Origin of the sequence: Pseudomonas sp. RU47 (assembly GCF_004011755.1) — a bacterium.
GTDB lineage: Bacteria > Pseudomonadota > Gammaproteobacteria > Pseudomonadales > Pseudomonadaceae > Aquipseudomonas.
This window is the reverse complement of the sequence record NZ_CP022411.1, coordinates 4,701,651-4,717,885: the sequence shown is the minus strand read 5'-3', so window position 1 is coordinate 4,717,885 and position 16,235 is coordinate 4,701,651. Positions and strand designations below refer to the sequence as shown.

General features: G+C 59.0%; 20 protein-coding genes. 12 read left to right on the top strand and 8 right to left on the bottom strand.

The genetic code is table 11. The features are described 5' to 3' along the window. Positions 1-146: 146 nt before the first annotated feature. Positions 147-455 (top strand): hypothetical protein, encoded by a 309-nt coding sequence (locus CCX46_RS21460; RefSeq protein WP_077573983.1) that lies wholly within the window; start codon positions 147-149, stop codon positions 453-455. Positions 456-461: 6 nt separating this feature from the next. Here CCX46_RS21460 and greB read toward each other — a convergent pair whose 3' ends face one another. The 3 genes from greB to CCX46_RS21445 are packed head-to-tail and all read right to left on the bottom strand — an operon-like array spanning position 462 to position 4,181. Then, positions 462-959: a transcription elongation factor GreB gene (greB, locus tag CCX46_RS21455; RefSeq protein ID WP_003226818.1), complete on the bottom strand. Its 498-nt coding sequence runs from the start codon at positions 957-959 to the stop codon at positions 462-464. Positions 960-993: 34 nt separating this feature from the next. Further along, complete coding sequence (locus tag CCX46_RS21450) at positions 994-3,498, bottom strand: ABC transporter permease (protein ID WP_127929249.1); 2,505 nt, start codon at positions 3,496-3,498, stop codon at positions 994-996. Next, a complete protein-coding gene (locus CCX46_RS21445; RefSeq protein ID WP_007908572.1) occupies positions 3,498-4,181 on the bottom strand; it encodes an ABC transporter ATP-binding protein in 684 nt (227 codons plus the stop codon). Before CCX46_RS21445 ends, CCX46_RS21450 begins: the two co-directional genes overlap by 1 nt. Positions 4,182-4,191: 10 nt before the next feature. Here CCX46_RS21445 and CCX46_RS21440 point away from each other — a divergent pair, with 10 nt between their 5' ends. The 3 genes from CCX46_RS21440 to CCX46_RS21430 all read left to right on the top strand — a co-directional run bounded on the left by CCX46_RS21440 (position 4,192) and on the right by CCX46_RS21430 (position 6,300). Continuing rightward, entirely contained in the window at positions 4,192-4,797 is a 606-nt protein-coding gene (locus CCX46_RS21440) for an arylesterase (RefSeq protein WP_177413873.1), read from the top strand. Positions 4,798-4,854: 57 nt separating this feature from the next. Next, positions 4,855-5,148 (top strand): hypothetical protein, encoded by a 294-nt coding sequence (locus CCX46_RS21435; protein WP_007908575.1) that lies wholly within the window; start codon positions 4,855-4,857, stop codon positions 5,146-5,148. A gap of 180 nt (positions 5,149-5,328) precedes the next feature. After that, positions 5,329-6,300 (top strand): L,D-transpeptidase family protein, encoded by a 972-nt coding sequence (locus CCX46_RS21430; protein ID WP_127929247.1) that lies wholly within the window; start codon positions 5,329-5,331, stop codon positions 6,298-6,300. A 126-nt stretch (positions 6,301-6,426) separates the two neighbouring features. On the opposite strand, the gene oprI is transcribed toward CCX46_RS21430, so the two are convergent. Further along, positions 6,427-6,678, bottom strand: coding sequence for an outer membrane lipoprotei OprI (gene oprI, locus CCX46_RS21425; protein WP_003199355.1), 252 nt, complete (start codon positions 6,676-6,678; stop codon positions 6,427-6,429). Between the two features lie 640 nt (positions 6,679-7,318). On the opposite strand from oprI, the gene CCX46_RS21420 reads away from it, so the two are divergent. Further along, positions 7,319-7,600 carry a GNAT family N-acetyltransferase gene (locus CCX46_RS21420; protein ID WP_003226804.1) on the top strand — a complete coding sequence of 94 codons (282 nt, stop codon included), beginning with the start codon at positions 7,319-7,321 and terminating at the stop codon, positions 7,598-7,600. Positions 7,601-7,660: 60 nt separating this feature from the next. Here the strand turns inward: CCX46_RS21420 and CCX46_RS21415 are convergent, their stop codons facing one another. Both CCX46_RS21415 and CCX46_RS21410 read right to left on the bottom strand, forming a co-directional pair. Beyond that, complete coding sequence (locus CCX46_RS21415) at positions 7,661-8,737, bottom strand: 3-deoxy-7-phosphoheptulonate synthase (RefSeq protein ID WP_127929246.1); 1,077 nt, start codon at positions 8,735-8,737, stop codon at positions 7,661-7,663. Positions 8,738-8,867: 130 nt separating this feature from the next. Then, positions 8,868-9,311 carry a PilZ domain-containing protein gene (locus CCX46_RS21410; RefSeq protein WP_127929245.1) on the bottom strand — a complete coding sequence of 148 codons (444 nt, stop codon included), beginning with the start codon at positions 9,309-9,311 and terminating at the stop codon, positions 8,868-8,870. On the opposite strand from CCX46_RS21410, the gene CCX46_RS21405 reads away from it, so the two are divergent. The 5 genes from CCX46_RS21405 (at position 9,310) to cysB (ending at position 13,281) form a co-directional block, all read left to right on the top strand. Continuing rightward, positions 9,310-9,696 (top strand): thioredoxin family protein, encoded by a 387-nt coding sequence (locus CCX46_RS21405; RefSeq protein WP_127929244.1) that lies wholly within the window; start codon positions 9,310-9,312, stop codon positions 9,694-9,696. The genes CCX46_RS21410 and CCX46_RS21405 overlap by 2 nt on opposite strands. Further along, positions 9,693-10,664 (top strand): putative 2-dehydropantoate 2-reductase, encoded by a 972-nt coding sequence (locus CCX46_RS21400; protein WP_127929243.1) that lies wholly within the window; start codon positions 9,693-9,695, stop codon positions 10,662-10,664. The genes CCX46_RS21405 and CCX46_RS21400 overlap by 4 nt, the downstream gene beginning before the upstream one ends. Positions 10,665-10,686: 22 nt before the next feature. Continuing rightward, positions 10,687-11,592: a 5'-nucleotidase gene (locus CCX46_RS21395; RefSeq protein ID WP_102900381.1), complete on the top strand. Its 906-nt coding sequence runs from the start codon at positions 10,687-10,689 to the stop codon at positions 11,590-11,592. A 97-nt stretch (positions 11,593-11,689) separates the two neighbouring features. Continuing rightward, a complete protein-coding gene (locus CCX46_RS21390) occupies positions 11,690-12,193 on the top strand; it encodes a universal stress protein (RefSeq protein ID WP_127929242.1) in 504 nt (167 codons plus the stop codon). A 113-nt stretch (positions 12,194-12,306) separates the two neighbouring features. After that, positions 12,307-13,281: an HTH-type transcriptional regulator CysB gene (gene cysB / locus CCX46_RS21385; RefSeq protein ID WP_007908591.1), complete on the top strand. Its 975-nt coding sequence runs from the start codon at positions 12,307-12,309 to the stop codon at positions 13,279-13,281. A 9-nt stretch (positions 13,282-13,290) separates the two neighbouring features. On the opposite strand, the gene CCX46_RS21380 is transcribed toward cysB, so the two are convergent. Together CCX46_RS21380 and CCX46_RS21375 are read right to left on the bottom strand one after the other, a co-directional pair. Next, positions 13,291-13,773, bottom strand: a complete 483-nt coding sequence (locus CCX46_RS21380; RefSeq protein WP_127929241.1) for a GreA/GreB family elongation factor — start codon at positions 13,771-13,773, stop codon at positions 13,291-13,293. A 2-nt stretch (positions 13,774-13,775) separates the two neighbouring features. Further along, positions 13,776-14,186 (bottom strand): hypothetical protein, encoded by a 411-nt coding sequence (locus CCX46_RS21375; protein ID WP_016985498.1) that lies wholly within the window; start codon positions 14,184-14,186, stop codon positions 13,776-13,778. Between the two features lie 124 nt (positions 14,187-14,310). Between CCX46_RS21375 and earP the strand changes: the two genes are divergently transcribed. Beyond that, on the top strand, positions 14,311-15,453 hold the full coding sequence (gene earP / locus CCX46_RS21370) for an elongation factor P maturation arginine rhamnosyltransferase EarP (protein WP_127929240.1): 1,143 nt from the start codon (positions 14,311-14,313) through the stop codon (positions 15,451-15,453). A gap of 48 nt (positions 15,454-15,501) precedes the next feature. Beyond that, positions 15,502-16,071 (top strand): elongation factor P, encoded by a 570-nt coding sequence (locus CCX46_RS21365; protein WP_007908599.1) that lies wholly within the window; start codon positions 15,502-15,504, stop codon positions 16,069-16,071. Positions 16,072-16,235 lie beyond the last annotated feature (164 nt).

Here is a 16,235-nt window from a genome sequence, read left to right as displayed (position 1 = left end):
GATTTAAACAGCTACTTGCGGGGCGCCAGGTGACTTTCAACAGTTGCCGTCAGAAGCCGGAACAGGGCTTTGAAATACCGCTAAAGCGCTGGTTCGGTGTTGCCTCTCACCTGCCATGCAGACTTTTGAGGCAGAGACACGACATGATGAATGCACTACGCCCTCCAGCACGTCCCGCGCCGATCACGGCACATATCACCCAGCGCAACCCGAAAATTCTCCTTGGCGGCAAACATCAGCCGACGCTGTTGCGTTATCTCGATGGCTGGCCACGTCGCAGCGGCGGTCCTGCCGCGTTCCTCATCCAGTTCGTTGAAGACGGCGAGTCGCTGGCGCGTTTCGCCACTGACAGTTTTGATCTGGCAGTGATTCAGGCCCCGACTGCCGAAGATGCACCAGAGATGATCAAACAACTGGTCCGCGTTGCGCGGCAGGGCCTGATCACTCGCCGCTGATACGCTTTACGGATAGTCGATGGCGACGATGTAAACGAACTGTTCACCAGTCGGAGTCTGCACCCGGACTTCTGCATCCAGCGCCTTGCCGATCAAGGCGCGGGCCAGTGGTGAGTCGATGCTGATCAGGCCCAGTTTCAGATCCAGTTCATCCGGGCCGACGATGCGGTAGCGCGATTGCTTGCCGTCTTCGTCTTCGATGGTCACCCAGGCGCCGAAGTAGACTTTGTTCGGATCACTGGGTTTTTCGCTGACGACCTTGAGCGCTTCCAGGCGTTTGGTCAGAAAGCGCACGCGACTGTCGATCTCGCGCAGCATCTTCTTGCCGTAGGTGTATTCGGCGTTCTCCGAGCGATCACCCTGAGCCGCCGCTTCGCTGACCGATTGCGTCACCTGCGGACGGCGCACATGCCACAGCTCATGAAATTCGGCACGCATCCGCGCTTCACCTTCAGGGGTGATCAACGCGGTGCCGGCGGTGCGGGGAGGGCGATAACGGCTCATGGCAACTTCTTGTGATTAAGACCGACTGAGTCTATCAACCCTCACGCAACACTGTCAGTGGACTTGCGTTGAGTGCCCGGCGCGTACCGAACACGCCGGCCCCCCCAATCAGCGCGGCGCCAATCAACGGCAGCACCAACAACCATGGATGCGGGTGCCACGGCAGATCGAACGCGTAGCGATACAACACCAGACTCACCACTTCCGAGCCGATCGCCGCGAGCAATCCGCTGACCGCACCGAGCAAACCGAACTCGATACGCCGTGCCTTGATGAGCAACTGCCGCTCCGCCCCCAGTGCACGCAACAGCGCCCCTTGGCGAATACGTTCATCCAGAGTCGACTGCAAGCCGGAAAACAGCACGGCCATGCCCGCTGCCAAAACAAACAACAACACATATTCCACGGCCAGGGTGACTTGGGCGAGGATGCTGCGCAGCTGTTCGAGCAGCGCTTCGACCTGAAGAATGGTCACCGCCGGGAAGGTACGCGACAGTTCGACGATCTGCTGGTCATGGCCCGGCGCCAGATAGAAGCTGGTCAGGTAAGTCGCCGGCAGATCCTTCAACGTGCCGGGCTGGAAGATCATGAAGAAGTTCGGCTGGAAGTTGTCCCAGTTGATTTCGCGCAGGCTGGTGACCTTCGCCTCGCGATTGACCCCGCCGACACTGAACACCATGTGATCGCCGAGTTTGAGCTTGAGGCTTTCGGCGACTTTGCCTTCCACCGATACGCCGGGAACATCGTCGGTCGGCTGATCCTTCCACCATTCACCCGAAGTGAGCTTGTTGCCCGCCGGTAAGTCAGCGGCCCAGGTCAGACTCAAATCTCTTTGAATGGCGCGGTCGCCCGCCGAATCCTTGCTGACGATTTGCTGCACGGCGTCGCCGTTGATGCTGATCAGCCGTCCCGGTACCACCGGATACAGTGGCGCCGCTTGCGCGGACACCTTGATCAGGTGATCGGTGAAGGCCTGTTTGTCTGCCGGCAGAATGTTCAGGGCAAAGTAGTTCGGCGCGTTTTTCGGTAGCTGGTTTTGCCAGGTGTCGAGCAGTTCGCCACGTAATAGAGCGATCAAGGCCATCGACAGCAGAATCAGACCGAACGCCAACGACTGACCGGCCGCTGCCAACGGATGGCGCAGCAACTGGCCCAGGCCCAGGCGCCATGGCAGCGAAGCTCGGGCGAGCATCCGCCGCAGGCTTTGCAGCAACAACAGCAGCAAACCACCCAATATCAACGCGGCGACCACGCCACCGCCGAGCAGGGCGAATGTCAGCAGCAGATCCAGACTCAGGCGCCACATGATCAAACCGAGCGCACCCAGAGCGGCGCCATAAACCATCCACGTGCTCGACGGAATCGGCAGCATGTCCCGGCGCAGCACACGCAGCGGCGGCACGCGACCCAATGCGGCCAACGGCGGCAAGGCGAAACCGGCGAGTGCGACTAGCCCGGTGCCGATGCCGGCGATGGCTGGAAACAGACCGCCCGGAGGCACATCGCTTGGCAACAAATCATGCAGCAGCGCGAACAAGCCCAGTTGTGCCAGCCAGCCGAGCAGCGCTCCGCTGAGTGCGGCGAGCAGGCCGAGCACGGTCAACTGCAAACTGAACAGCACCATGGTTTCCCGGCGCGATAGGCCGAGGCAGCGCAGCAAGGCGCTGGCATCGAAGCGGCGACTGGCAAAGCGGTTAGCCGACAACGCCACCGCGACACCGGCCAACAGCACGGCGACCAGACTGGCCATGTTCAGATAACGCTCGGCCTTACCGAGTGCACCGCCAATCTGCCGGTTGCCGTCGCGGGCATCCTGAATCCGCTGGTTGGCGGCGAGCCCGGGTTTGATCAGCTGTCGATAGGTTTCCAGCGCCTGCGGTTCACCGCGCCACAGTTCGCGGTAACTCACGCGGCTGCCGGGTTGCACCACGCCGGTGGCGGCGAGGTCGTCAAGGTTGATCATCACCCGCGGCGTCAGGCTATAGAAGTTGCCGGCGCGATCCGGTTCGTAAGTCAGCACACGGGTCATTTTCAATGTCTTCATGCCGACATCGATGCTGTCGCCGATCTTCAGATCCAGAGCGGTCAGCAGGCGTGCCTCGACCCAGGCTTCGCCGGGTTGCGGTTCACCGCCGGTTTCTTCGGCGGCGAACGGGGCAGGTGCGCTCTTCAGTTCACCGCGCAACGGGTAGGTGCGGTCGACGGCTTTGATGCTCGACAGCTGAATGCCATTGTCGGTGGCGATGACGCTGGAAAACTCCACCACTTGCGCATGATTCAGACGCAGCTCGGTGCCGCTCCTGATCTGTTCTTCGCGTGCTGGCGAACTTCCCTCAAGCACCAGGTCGGCGCCGAGAAACTCGGTCGCGCGCAGCATCATCGCGCCATTCAGTCGGGCGCCGAAATAACCGATGGCGGTACTCGCCGCCACCGCGACGACCAAGGCGAAAAACAACACGCGCAATTCGCCGGCGCGGGCATCGCGCATGAGCTGGCGAATGGCGAGACTGAACAGACGCAACAGCGGCAAACGTGCCATCAAGGCTCCAGAGGGGCGACCAACAGCCCGGCTTCAAGTCGGATCAGACGCCGGCAGCGATGGGCCAGGCGTTCGTCGTGGGTCACCAGCACCAGGGTGGTGCCGCGTTCCTTGTTCAATTCGAAGAGCAAGTCGCTGATGCGCTCACCGGTGTGGCTGTCGAGGTTGCCGGTGGGTTCGTCGGCGAACAGCACGTCAGGCTCGGCAGCAAACGCACGGGCGATCGCCACACGTTGTTGCTCACCACCGGAGAGCTGGCGCGGCGAATGGGTCAGGCGCTGGCCGAGGCCGACGCGCTGGAGCAATTCAGTCGCACGTTCGCGGGCGTCTTTGCGGCCATCGAGTTCCAGCGGCAGCATGACGTTTTCCAGTGCGTTGAGGCTGTCGAGCAGTTGAAACGATTGAAAGACGAAACCGACGTGTTCGGCACGAATGCGTGCGCGCTGGTCTTCATCGAGATTGCTCAGGCCCTGGCCGGCGAGGATGACTTCGCCACTGCTCGGCAGATCGAGACCGGCGAGCAGGCCGAGGAGGGTGGATTTGCCCGAACCGGATGCGCCGACGATGGCCAGGCTGTCGCCCTTGTTCAGTTCCAGGCTGAGTTCGTGCAGGATAGTCAGTTCACCTTCCGCGCTGGGAACCACTTTGCTGAGGTTCTTCGCGGTGAGAATGCTTGCGCCCATGGAGAATCCGATGCGTGTGTGGTTTTTGAGTGCTGGCCTGGCCGTTGTGTGCATGGCCCAGAACGCAGCGGCGGGTACTGTCCTGATCGTTGGCGATAGTATCAGCGCCGGTTTCGGACTGGATACCCGCTTGGGGTGGGTGTCGTTGCTCGAACAACGGCTCAAACAGGAGGGTTTCGACGACAAAGTGGTCAATGCCTCCATCAGCGGCGACACCAGTGCCGGAGGCCAGGCGCGGCTGCCCGCGCTGCTTGCAGAGCATAAGCCGGAACTGGTGATCCTCGAACTGGGTGGCAACGATGGCTTGCGCGGAATGCCGCCAACTCAATTGCAACAAAATCTTGCCTCGATGATCGACAGCTCGCGTCAGAGCGGGGCCAAGGTGCTGTTGCTCGGCATGCAACTGCCGCCCAATTACGGCAAGCGTTACACCGATGCTTTTGCCGAGGTCTACGGCAAACTCGCCGACGATAAAAAGATCCCGCTGGTACCGTTTTTCCTCGACGGCGTGGGCGGGCATCCGGACTTGATGCAGGCCGATGGTCTGCACCCGGCGGCCGGGGCTCAGGGCAAGTTGCTGGAAAATGTCTGGCCGACGCTAAAACCGCTGTTATGAGGCTTTTCTAGTGGCAGGCTTTCGGCTAATGTGGCGCCCCCTTATTTGGAGCCCCCGATGTCGCGTTCTGCCTGGTCCCTGTTTGCCTACCAACTGATCGAGCCTGACGAGCAGCTGGATCTGTTCGCCTGCCAGGAAGTGCGGGTGCATCTGGTGACCCGTCAACTCGAACTCGGTGGCTCGGCTGATCGCACCTTGTGCGGCAGTCTGCTGCCGGCGCAACCGCGCTGGTCGAGCGTGGATCGCCGGGTGTTTCAGGATCAGCGCCTGTGCTCGTTGTGCCGGGCGATTCTTGAATCGCAGAAGCGTGGCACCTCGCCGATCTGGCCGGAGCTACGTTTCGAGCTTTAAGAGCAAAAGATCGCAGCCTGCGGCAGCTCCTACATGGGTTCGCGTAATCCTGTAGGAGCTGCCGAAGGCTGCGATCTTTTCGCATTCAGCACGGTCCATCGGCGTGGCTCCCCGAATATTCAAAGTGCGGTGTACAATCGCGCTCTTATACCCTTGTTGATCATGCGAAGGATTTTCCGGATGTTGCCGCGCTTTCCTGCCGTCACCCGCTGCCTGTCACTTGCCGCCCTGTGTGTGGCCGGTCCCGTTGCTGCATTGGAGTTTCCCCTGCCACCACCCGGTGAAGACATCATCGGCCAGGTGCAGGTGATCAAAGCCAAGTACGAAGATACCTTCGCCGATCTGGGCACGAAGTACGATCTGGGCTACTCGGAGATGGTTGCAGCCAACCCGGGCGTCGATGCCTGGTTGCCGGGCGCCGGCACCGAAATCGTCTTGCCGACCCGTTTCATTCTGCCGCCGGGTCCGCGCGAAGGCATTGTCATCAACCTCGCCGAATACCGCCTCTACTACTTCCCGAAAGGCCGCAACGTGGTTTACACGTTCCCGCTGGGTATCGGTCGCGAGGGTTGGGGTTCGCCGATTGCGCACACCTCGATCACCGCCAAGACGCCAAACCCGACCTGGACGCCTCCAGCGTCGATCAAGGCTGAGCACGCCGCTGATGGCGATCCACTGCCAAACGTAGTGCCGGCCGGCCCTGACAATCCGCTGGGCCCGTTCAAGTTCACGCTGGGCACGCCGGGCTACCTTATCCACGGCTCGAACAAGAAGTTCGGGATCGGCATGCGTACCAGCCACGGCTGCTTCCGCATGTTCAACAACAACGTGCTGGAAATGGCCGGCATGGTGCCGGTCGGTACGTCGGTGCGTATCCTCAACGATGCCTACAAGTTCGGCAGCAGTGGCGGCAAGGTTTATCTGGAAGCGCACACGCCGATCGACGACAAGGGCAACCCGTCAGTGGTCGACAAACACACCGCAGTGATCAACGCGATGCTCAAGCGTGAAGACGTTACCAGCAACCTGCGTGTGAACTGGGATGTGGTACGGGATGTGGTTGCGGCCGAAGATGGCCTGCCAACGGAAATCGGCACACCGAATACTTCGGCGCCGATTGTTGCCAATACACCGATCGACCTGCAGCAGTAAGTCGAAGTCCGGAACCCGTCGATGCGTGAAGCGTCGGCGGGTTTTTTATTGCCTGAACAAAAAGACGGGCAATAAAAAAGCCGACCCGAAAAATCGGGTCGGCTCGATAACAATCCCGAGGGATTATTACTTGCGGCTAGCTTTGTCCAGCATGCGCAGAGCACGCTCGTTAGCTTCGTCAGCAGTCTGTTGTGCTTTTTGAGCAGCAGCCAGAGCTTCATCAGCTTTACGGTAAGCTTCGTCTGCACGAGCCTGGGAGCGAGCAGCTGCGTCTTCAGTAGCGGTCAGACGTGCTTCGGTTTCTTTCGATGCGCTGCTGCAACCGGTAGCCAGAACTGCGGCCAGAGCCAGAGCAGAGAATTTCAGAACGTTGTTCATCGTGTTCCCCTTCAAGGACTTTCAAATTAAGTGGCTGTCTCCTCACGATTGAGGAAATAGCCGGCGTACATACTACCCATTACTTGTAGTAAGTAAACTGACGTAAGGCAAGAAGCAAAAAAAATTGTAGGCGCTGATTCTTTTTCGAGCAACTTTTAACTGCGCTGTATAAAAAATACCCAGTTGCAAGCCCCGCGCAGAGCGAGTTATTGAGAAAAAGTTCCCGTTACTGCCTGCTGTTTTTGCAGTCTTGGATAAGTCTGTCTAGATGAATTCGTCCACACTTTTGTTGCGAATTTGCGCGCTGCTTCGCTTATCTTTGTCCATGTTGAGGTGACTTTAAAAAAGGTCGCACGTCTTAAATCTCAACATCCGGCAATGTGCAGGTGAGCGGACCGCGAAGAACCTCTCGCAAGCTCACCCTGCGTCCATCGGAGCTACCCCCCCGCGAACTCGCTTGATGACGAGCGTACCTTGAGCATTTTTGCCAATGGTGCCTACTATTTATCAGGTGCCAGGTTGCGCGAGATCGGTGTGGCTCTTCTCGGTGTCCATCAGGCACGGGGTGGCGTAGTTGTTTCTTCGCCGGAAAAACATCGGTAAGGTAGGGGTCAGAATTCAAGACCCGCGAGGAGTAGTGATGAGCGAGGCGTTGTCCATCCACCATGACCAGGCTGGTCATCAGTTCGAGACCAATGTGGACGGTCATCGTGCCTACCTGACCTATATGGATCTGGGGAAACAGACTCTGGATATCTATCGCACGTTCGTGCCCAACGCCCTGCGTGGTCGTGGCATTGCCGCAGCGCTGACCGAAAGCGCGCTGCAGTACGCCGAAGAAATGGGCTACACGGTGATCCCGTCGTGCTCCTATGTCGAGCGCTACATGGAACGCCATCAGCGCCGCGCCGCCAAGATCTGAACCGCACACACAAAAACGCCGGGCAATGCCCGGCGTTTTTTTATGCCTGTAAAACGCTGATTAGCTACGCTCGCGTTTCGGCAGAACATCCTTGAGCTTGGCGTGCATGCTGCGCAGGGTGTTCTCGGTGGCAGACCAGTCGATGCAGGCATCGGTGATCGACACGCCGTATTGCAGGTCGGCGAGGTCTTTGGGAATCGCCTGGCAACCCCAGTTCAAATGGCTCTCGACCATCAGGCCGATGATCGACTGGTTGCCTTCGAGGATCTGGTTGGCAACGTTCTCCATTACCAGCGGTTGCAGGGCCGGGTCCTTGTTGGAGTTGGCGTGGCTGCAATCGACCATGATGTTCGGCTTGATCTTCGCCTTGTTCAGCGCCTGTTCGCACAGGGCAACGCTGACCGAATCGTAGTTCGGCTTGCCGTTACCACCGCGCAGCACCACGTGACCGTAGGCGTTGCCCTTGGTGGTGACGATCGACACGCCACCTTCCTGGTTGATACCGAGGAAACGGTGCGGGCTGGACACCGACTGCAAGGCGTTGATCGCCACAGTCAGACCGCCGTCGGTGCCGTTCTTGAAACCTACGGCCGAGGACAGGCCGGAAGCCATTTCCCGGTGAGTCTGCGATTCGGTGGTACGTGCGCCGATGGCCGACCAGCTGATCAGATCCTGCAGGTACTGCGGGGAGATCGGGTCGAGGGCTTCGGTGGCGGTTGGCAGGCCTTTTTCGGCCAGATCCAGCAGCAACTGACGACCGATGTGCAGACCGTCCTGGATCTTGAACGAGTCGTCCAGATACGGATCGTTGATCAGGCCTTTCCAGCCAACGGTGGTCCGTGGCTTCTCGAAATACACGCGCATGACCAGATACAGAGTGTCGGAGACCTCCGCAGCCAGCACCTTGAGGCGATCGGCGTATTCGTGGGCAGCCTTGATGTCGTGGATCGAGCACGGGCCGATCACTACGAACAGACGGTGGTCGGTGCCATCAAGAATGTTGCGAATGACTTCGCGGCCCTTGGTGACGGTGCGCAGGGCAGCATCGCTCAGAGGGATATCACGCTTGAGCTGATCGGGAGTGATCAGGGTCTCGTTAGAGGCGACGTTTAGGTCGTTGATCGGTAAATCAGCCATCGTTTACTCGTCAGGTCACGGGTGCCGGCCGCCAGCGATCCCCGCGCGGCGGAGCACAGCAGATTTAAGCGCGTCGGGGAGCGGAACCTTAGCGCGTAAAGCGCCTGCTCGACAATGGGCAAAAGGTGCTTTAGTCCAGCGCTGGCTGCGCAAAAGCCTTGCGCACGCTGTCGTGGGAGAACTCGTCGGCGTGTTGCTCGACCCATTGCAGGGCCACCGCCTGAATTTCTTGCAGGTCATCGTGGGTGTCGTGCAGGCGGCAATAGCGCTCTATCTGACACACCTGCTCACCCATTCGCGCGCTGAACAGCGTCTGCTCATCCGTGAAGGCGATGCCCACCAGGTAGCCTTTTTTGCGGCGCAGACACCACGCGACATAGCCCGGGTAACAGATGTCGGCGTTGAGTGTCGGCATGCGTACTTGCAGGGCGGTGCCATGGCGCCAGGCACGGTGGTAATTGCAAGCGATGCCGCCGAGGCTGATAGTGTGCAGCTGTTGCCTGGAAATACACTCAGGCTTGAGCAAGGTTAATTCAACCGGCACCTCGTCCGGATGAGGAATGAAACGTCCCATGAGCACAGACTCCCTGTGTCGGTCATTTGACATTGTTTCCCCCAGTATAGTGGTCGAATCCGAACTGACCGATTTCGACGCCGATCAACGGCTATTGGCGATGAGCGGCGTTTCGCTGGTGATTTTCACCAGCGTCGGTTGCGCCAGTTGCCGTTATGCCCGCGAGGTGTTGCCGGGACTTGGTCTGGCCATCGATCAGCTGTGCTGGATCGATGCCGGCGACAACGGCGGGCTGGTCGAGCGTTATCAGGTCTTTCATTTGCCGGCGCTGTTTGTGGTGCGCGACGGTGAGTTCTTTGGGGCATTGCACACGCGCCTGACTGCTGATGCGCTGAACGCGGCGCTGGCGCAGGCACTGGGTCGAATTGCAGAGGAGTTGCCATGATGGCGGCAGTGAATAAACCGGGCTTTGATAAACCGGTCGTAGGGATTATCGGTACCGGCGCAATTGGTGGGTTCTACGGTGTGATGCTGGCGCGTGCCGGTTTCGATGTGCACTTTCTGTTGCGCAGCGAATTTTCGGCGGTGGCCGAGCGTGGTTTGCAGGTGAACAGCGTGGTGCATGGCCCGCTGACGTTGAATCCGGTGCAAGCCTATTCGGCTGCTGAAGACATGCCCAAGTGCGACTGGCTGTTGGTAGGGGCGAAAACCACCAGCAACGCCGGTCTCGCGCCTTCCATCATTCAAGCGGCCAAACCGGATGCGAAAGTACTGGTGCTGCAAAACGGTCTCGACGTCGAAGACGGTTTGCGTGAACTGCTCCCCGATTCCCTGCACCTGCTGGGCGGCTTGTGCCTGATTTGCGTACACCGCGAAGGTCCTGGACAAATCACCCATCAGGCCTTGGGCGCCGTCAACGTTGGCTATCACAGCGGCCCGGCCATTGATGAAGTTACACGCATGGCGATTGTCGAAGAGGGCTCCGGTCTGTTCCGCGCCGCCGCAATCGATTCACAGGCGATGCCCAATCTGCAGCAGGCGCGCTGGCAGAAACTGGTGTGGAATATTCCCTATAACGGGCTCTCGGTGTTGCTCGGTGCGAGTACCACACCGCTGATGGCCGATGCCGACAGCCGCCTGCTGATCAAGGCGCTGATGAACGAAGTGGTGCAGGGGGCCAAGGCCTGCGGCCACGACGTGCCGCCGGGTTACGCCGACTATCTGTTCATGATGACCGAGAAAATGCCCGACTACTGGCCGAGCATGCACCACGATTTTTTACATAAACGACCGCTGGAGCTGGAAGCGATCTACGCTCGGCCATTGGCGGCAGCAAACGCAGCAGGTTGTGAGTTGCCGCGCATCGAAGCGTTGTATCGCAATTTGAGTTTTATCGACCGGCGCAACGTTTAAGCCGGTTGCTTTGGGGGAAAGCATGGCCAAAAACATCGATGACAAACTGGTGCTGGCGATTTCGTCGCGCGCCCTGTTCGACCTGAGCGAGAGCCACAAGGTCTACCTGTCGAGCGGCGTAGAAGCCTACCGGCAATACCAGATCGAACACGAAGACGAAATTCTTGCGCCCGGCGATGCCTTCCCGTTGGTGGAAAAACTCCTGGCACTCAACAGTCGCCTCGGGCGGGCGCGGGTCGAGGTGATTCTGGTCTCGCGCAACAGCGCCGACACCGGTTTGCGTGTGTTCAACTCGATTCACCATTACGGTCTGGCGATTTCCCGCGCAGCGTTTGTCGGCGGGCGCAGTCCGTATCCGTACCTGAAAGCCTTTGGTTGCGACCTGTTTCTGTCGACGCATGCCGAAGACGTGCGCGCGGCACTGGACGCCGGTTTCGCCGCAGCAACGATTCTGTCCGGTGGCGCCAGTCGCGCGGCCAGCGACGAATTGCGCATCGCCTTCGACGGTGACGCGGTGATTTTTTCCGATGAGTCGGAGCGCGTTTATCAGTCCGGCGGGCTGGAAGCGTTCCAGGCCAAGGAGCGTGAGTCGGCCCGCGAGCCATTGCGCGGTGGGCCGTTCAAAGGCTTTCTGGCAGCGCTCAATCTGTTGCAGCGCGAGTTTCCCGATGACGATTGCCCGATCCGCACAGCGCTGGTCACCGCGCGTTCGGCGCCGGCCCATGAGCGGGTGATCCGCACTTTGCGTGAGTGGGATATTCGCCTCGACGAATCCCTGTTCCTCGGCGGCCTGACCAAATCGGCGTTCCTTGAAGCCTTCGCTGCCGACGTGTTTTTCGACGATCAGGCCGGCCACTGCGAACTCGCCCGCGAAGTCGTTGCCACCGGCCACGTGCCGCATGGCATCAGCAACGAACCGTCGGTCTAAAGCCCTGTGGTTCAAGACGTTGCGCCGCACGTCGTACTCGCCAAGGCACTGCTAAGCTGAATCAAATCTCCGCCATGTTGGCTTGCGAGGAGGTCATATGATTCGTTCGATGCTGTATGCCACTGACCTCGGTCTGTACGCACCGTTAGTGATGCAGCATGCCCTGGCGTTGGCGCGAACATTCAATGCCGATTTGTACGTGGTGCACGCGGTGGAGCCGATGGGGCTGTTTGCCGAATCGGTGTTGCAGAGTTACCTCGACGAACAGGCATTGAACGAATTTCACAGCCAGGGTCTGAAAACTGTCATTGCCAATATCGAGCAGCGGGTGCTGGAAAGCTTTCGCGAAGAACTGGGGGATGAAGGCGAGCAGGATCTGCAGCGCATTCGCGCCGTGCGCGTGCTGCAGGGTGATCCGTCGCAGGTGATTCTCGACCAGGTGCAGAAACTCTCGGTCGACTTGCTGATCGTCGGCAGTCACAGCCACGGGGTGGGCGCGGAAACACCGTTAGGGCGCACGGCGGCGCGAGTTCTGCAATTGGCCAAGGTGCCGGTTTATCTCGTGCCGTTGGTGGAGCGCCGGCGGCGGGGGGATCGCTGAAGCAGGAATAATGGCGCTTTGATAAAAAAGTTCTAGATTTATTATTCAAACCATTAATATAGTTATATACCGTCGCTGATGCCCGTGGCGTCTACCTGCTTTGAGGGATTCATATGAAGCTTCAACAATTGCGCTACATCTGGGAAGTGGCGCACCACGACCTCAACGTTTCCGCTACAGCCCAAAGCCTTTACACCTCGCAACCGGGCATCAGTAAACAAATCCGTCTGCTGGAAGATGAACTTGGCGTCGAAGTGTTTGCCCGCAGCGGCAAGCATCTGACCCGCGTGACCCCGGCCGGCGAGCGCATCATCACCACCGCCGGTGAGATTCTGCGCAAGGTCGAAAGCATCAAGCAGATTGCCCAGGAATTCTCCAACGAGAAAAAAGGCACCCTGTCGATCGCCACCACCCACACCCAGGCACGTTATGCGCTGCCGCCGGTGATCAGCAATTTCATCAAGCAATACCCGGACGTAGCGCTGCACATGCACCAGGGTTCGCCGATGCAGATCGCCGAAATGGCCGCTGACGGCACCGTCGATTTCGCCATCGCTACCGAAGCGCTGGAGCTGTTTGGCGATCTGGTGATGATGCCGTGCTATCGCTGGAACCGCTGCGTGGTCGTGCCACAGGGCCACCCGCTGACCAAGCTGCCGAAGCTGACCCTCGAAGCCTTGGCCGAATACCCGATCGTGACGTACGTCTTCGGTTTCACCGGTCGTTCGAAACTCGACGAAGCCTTCAGCCATCGTGGCCTGACGCCGAAAGTGGTGTTCACCGCCGCCGACGCTGACGTGATCAAAACCTACGTGCGTTTGGGCTTGGGCGTGGGCATCGTCGCCAAAATGGCGGTCGACACCAAACTCGATAACGATCTGGTGGTGCTGGATGCCAGTGAACTGTTCGAATCGAGCATCACCAAGATCGGTTTCCGTCGCGGCACTTTCCTGCGTGGTTTCATGTGCGACTTCATCGAGAAGTTTGCCCCGCACCTTACCCGCGAAGTGATGGCCAAAGCCATTCAATGCCACAACAAGCAGGAACTGGAAGAACTGTTCGACGGCGTCGAACTGCCGGTTCACTGATCAGTTGTTTCAGAGCACCTCGGTGACAGCGAACTGTTGCCGGGTGCCTGCGACCAGGATCTCCACCTCATCACCTTCGAGCTTGCCCAGCAGACTTTTACCCAGCGGCGAGCGCGGTGTGATGACGGTAATCGGCTGACCGACCACATCGACTTTCAGGCCTGCCGCATCCGGCGCCAGAAACAGCCATTGCTCGCGACCCTTTTCGTCCTCCAGGCCGAGCAGGGCGCCGACTTCGATACCACGATTTTCGTCATAGGCCCGCAAGGTCAGGTTCTGGCACAGCGCCAGTGACTGACGGATTTCTTCGACTCTTTTCGCCTGACCCGCCGCCAGATACGACGCCTCAAGCCCCAGCGTGTCGTATTTGTTTTCGGCGATGTTTTCTTCGTGGGTCGCCGTTTCGTAAGCGGTTTGCGCGGCGCGTTCGGCGATGTCGAGATCGATGCGCAGTTTGTCGAGAATCAATTGGTGGACGATGTGCTTGTTCATGATCAATCGCAGAATTGCAAAACGTTGGCGCGGCTCTTTTCGCTCGGAGCGGTTTGATCCTGCTGCAGCCAGAACTGGCATTTTGGATTCGACAGATTACGCGTGCTGCCGCGCGCCTGATCCAGCCGTGCCTGCTGCTCGTTCTTGCGCAGGTTTTCTTCGTACTGCTGGAACAATGGGCTTTGCGGCGGAATATCCGGCTGGACCTGAACAGCCGCCGGCGGATTGGCCAGTTGTTGCACCGCCTGGGCAACCGGTGCCAACTGTTCCTTGAACAGAAAATGCGACAGCAGCCAGCACGTCAGCGCAATAGCGAGAAAACCCAGCCACATGCCCAGGGCAATGCTGCCGGTCAGATGCAGCGCGCTAAGCTGTACAGGCAAGGGCCGGCGTGGGTTGGGGCGATAGGGCATGGCTGCCTCCTGGCGGATGATTGCGGGCAAGTGGCGATTGTCGCACGAAGATTAATCGCCGTCGGCTCTTCTGCGCGAGGTCATTTATGCGGACAATCGACGCTTTTGCCAACGGGAGTCTTGAATGCCGCAATTGAAAACCCGCTGGGATATTTTCTGCACCGTCGTCGACAACTTTGGTGATATCGGTGTGACCTGGCGTCTGGCCCGGCAACTGGCGGCCGAGCACGGTCTGGCGGTGCGCCTGTGGGTCGATGATCTGCGCGCCTTCGAGCGCATTTGCCCTGAGATCGATATCAACGCGGCACAGCAATCCCGGCAGGGTGTCGAAGTGCGCCACTGGCCGGCTGAGTGGTCGCACACCGACGCCGCCGATGTGGTGATTGCCGCGTTTGCCTGTCAGTTGCCTACTGACTATATGGAGGCGATGGCCGTGCGCGAACAGCCGCCGCTGTGGATGAACCTCGACTATCTCAGCGCCGAAGACTGGGTGATCGGTTGCCACGGGTTGCCGTCGGTCAAATACAGAACCGTGCAGAAATTCTTCTTTTTTCCGGGCTTTCAGGCGGGCACCGGCGGGCTGATTCGTGAACGAGGATTGCTCGAGCAGCGTCGACTGTTTCAGCAGGATACCGAGGCTCAGCGCCAGTTTCTGCAAGGTCTGGGGGTCGATCGCGCACCGGATGCGCAGCTGATTTCGCTGTTTGCCTATGAGAATGCCGGGCTGGCGAGTTGGCTTGATGTGCTGGCGGCCGATGCTGCACCGACCCATCTTCTGGTGCCGGAAGGGCGGATTCTTGGCGACGTAGCGCGTTGGCTTGGAGTGGAAACCCTGACGGTGGGCGAGATTAATGTGCGTCAGTCGCTGACCGTGCAGGTATTGCCGTTCGTCCGTCAGGATCAGTATGACCATTTGCTCTGGTGCTGCGATTTCAATGCCGTGCGCGGTGAAGACTCGTTCGTCCGCGCGCAGTGGGCGGCGCGGCCGATGCTGTGGCACATCTATCAGCAGGACGAAGACATCCATCTGGACAAGCTCGACGCCTTCCTTGCGCTCTACACTAAAGGCCTGTCACCGGCCGCTGCCGAGGCGATGAACGGTCTGTGGCGAGCCTGGAGTGCCGGTCAGCCCATCGGCGAACACTGGCTCGCAGTCCGTAATCATTGGCCAGAACTGCAGGAAAATGCCGAAGCGTGGTGTCTGGAACAAGGCTTGCAGGCCGATCTTGCCGCAGCGCTGGTACAGTTTTACCTAAATTGGATATGATACGCGGCCTAGATTTTTGTAAATCCCATCCAAATTCGGATATTCGCAATGAAAACTGGTAAAGAACTGAAACCCGGTACCGTGATCCGTCTCGAGAACGATCCTTGGCTGGTTCAGAAAGCTGAATTCACCAAGTCGGGCCGTAACAGCGCGATCATGAAGACCAAGCTGAAAAACCTGCTGACCGGTTACAAGACCGAGATCGTTTACAGCGCTGACGACAAACTGGACGACGTAATCCTCGACCGCAAAGAAGCGACCCTGTCCTTCATCAGCGGCGACACCTACACGTTCATGGACACCACTGACTACACCATGTACGAGCTGAACGCTGAAGACATCGAAGCTGTTCTGCCTTTCGTTGAAGAAGGCATGACCGATGTTTGCGAAGCGATCTTCTTCGAAGAGCGTCTGGTTTCCGTAGAGCTGCCGACCACCATCGTGCGCGTAGTTGACTACACCGAAGGTTCGGCTCGTGGCGACACTTCCGGCAAAGTCATGAAGCCAGCCAAGCTGGCTAACGGTACCGAGCTGCAGGTTGCCGACTTCATCGAAATCGGTGACAAGATCGAAATCGACACCCGCGAAGGCGGTTCCTACAAAGGCCGTGCTAAATAAGCACTGGTTTTTGCGGAAAGAAAAAGCCCGACCATTGAGTCGGGCTTTTTTGTGCCTGCGATTTGAGCTTCACACAATCCCCTGTGGGAGCGAGCCTGCTCGCGAAAGCATTCTGTCAGCCAGCACATCACCGGATGACACACCGCTTTCGCGAGCAGGCTTAC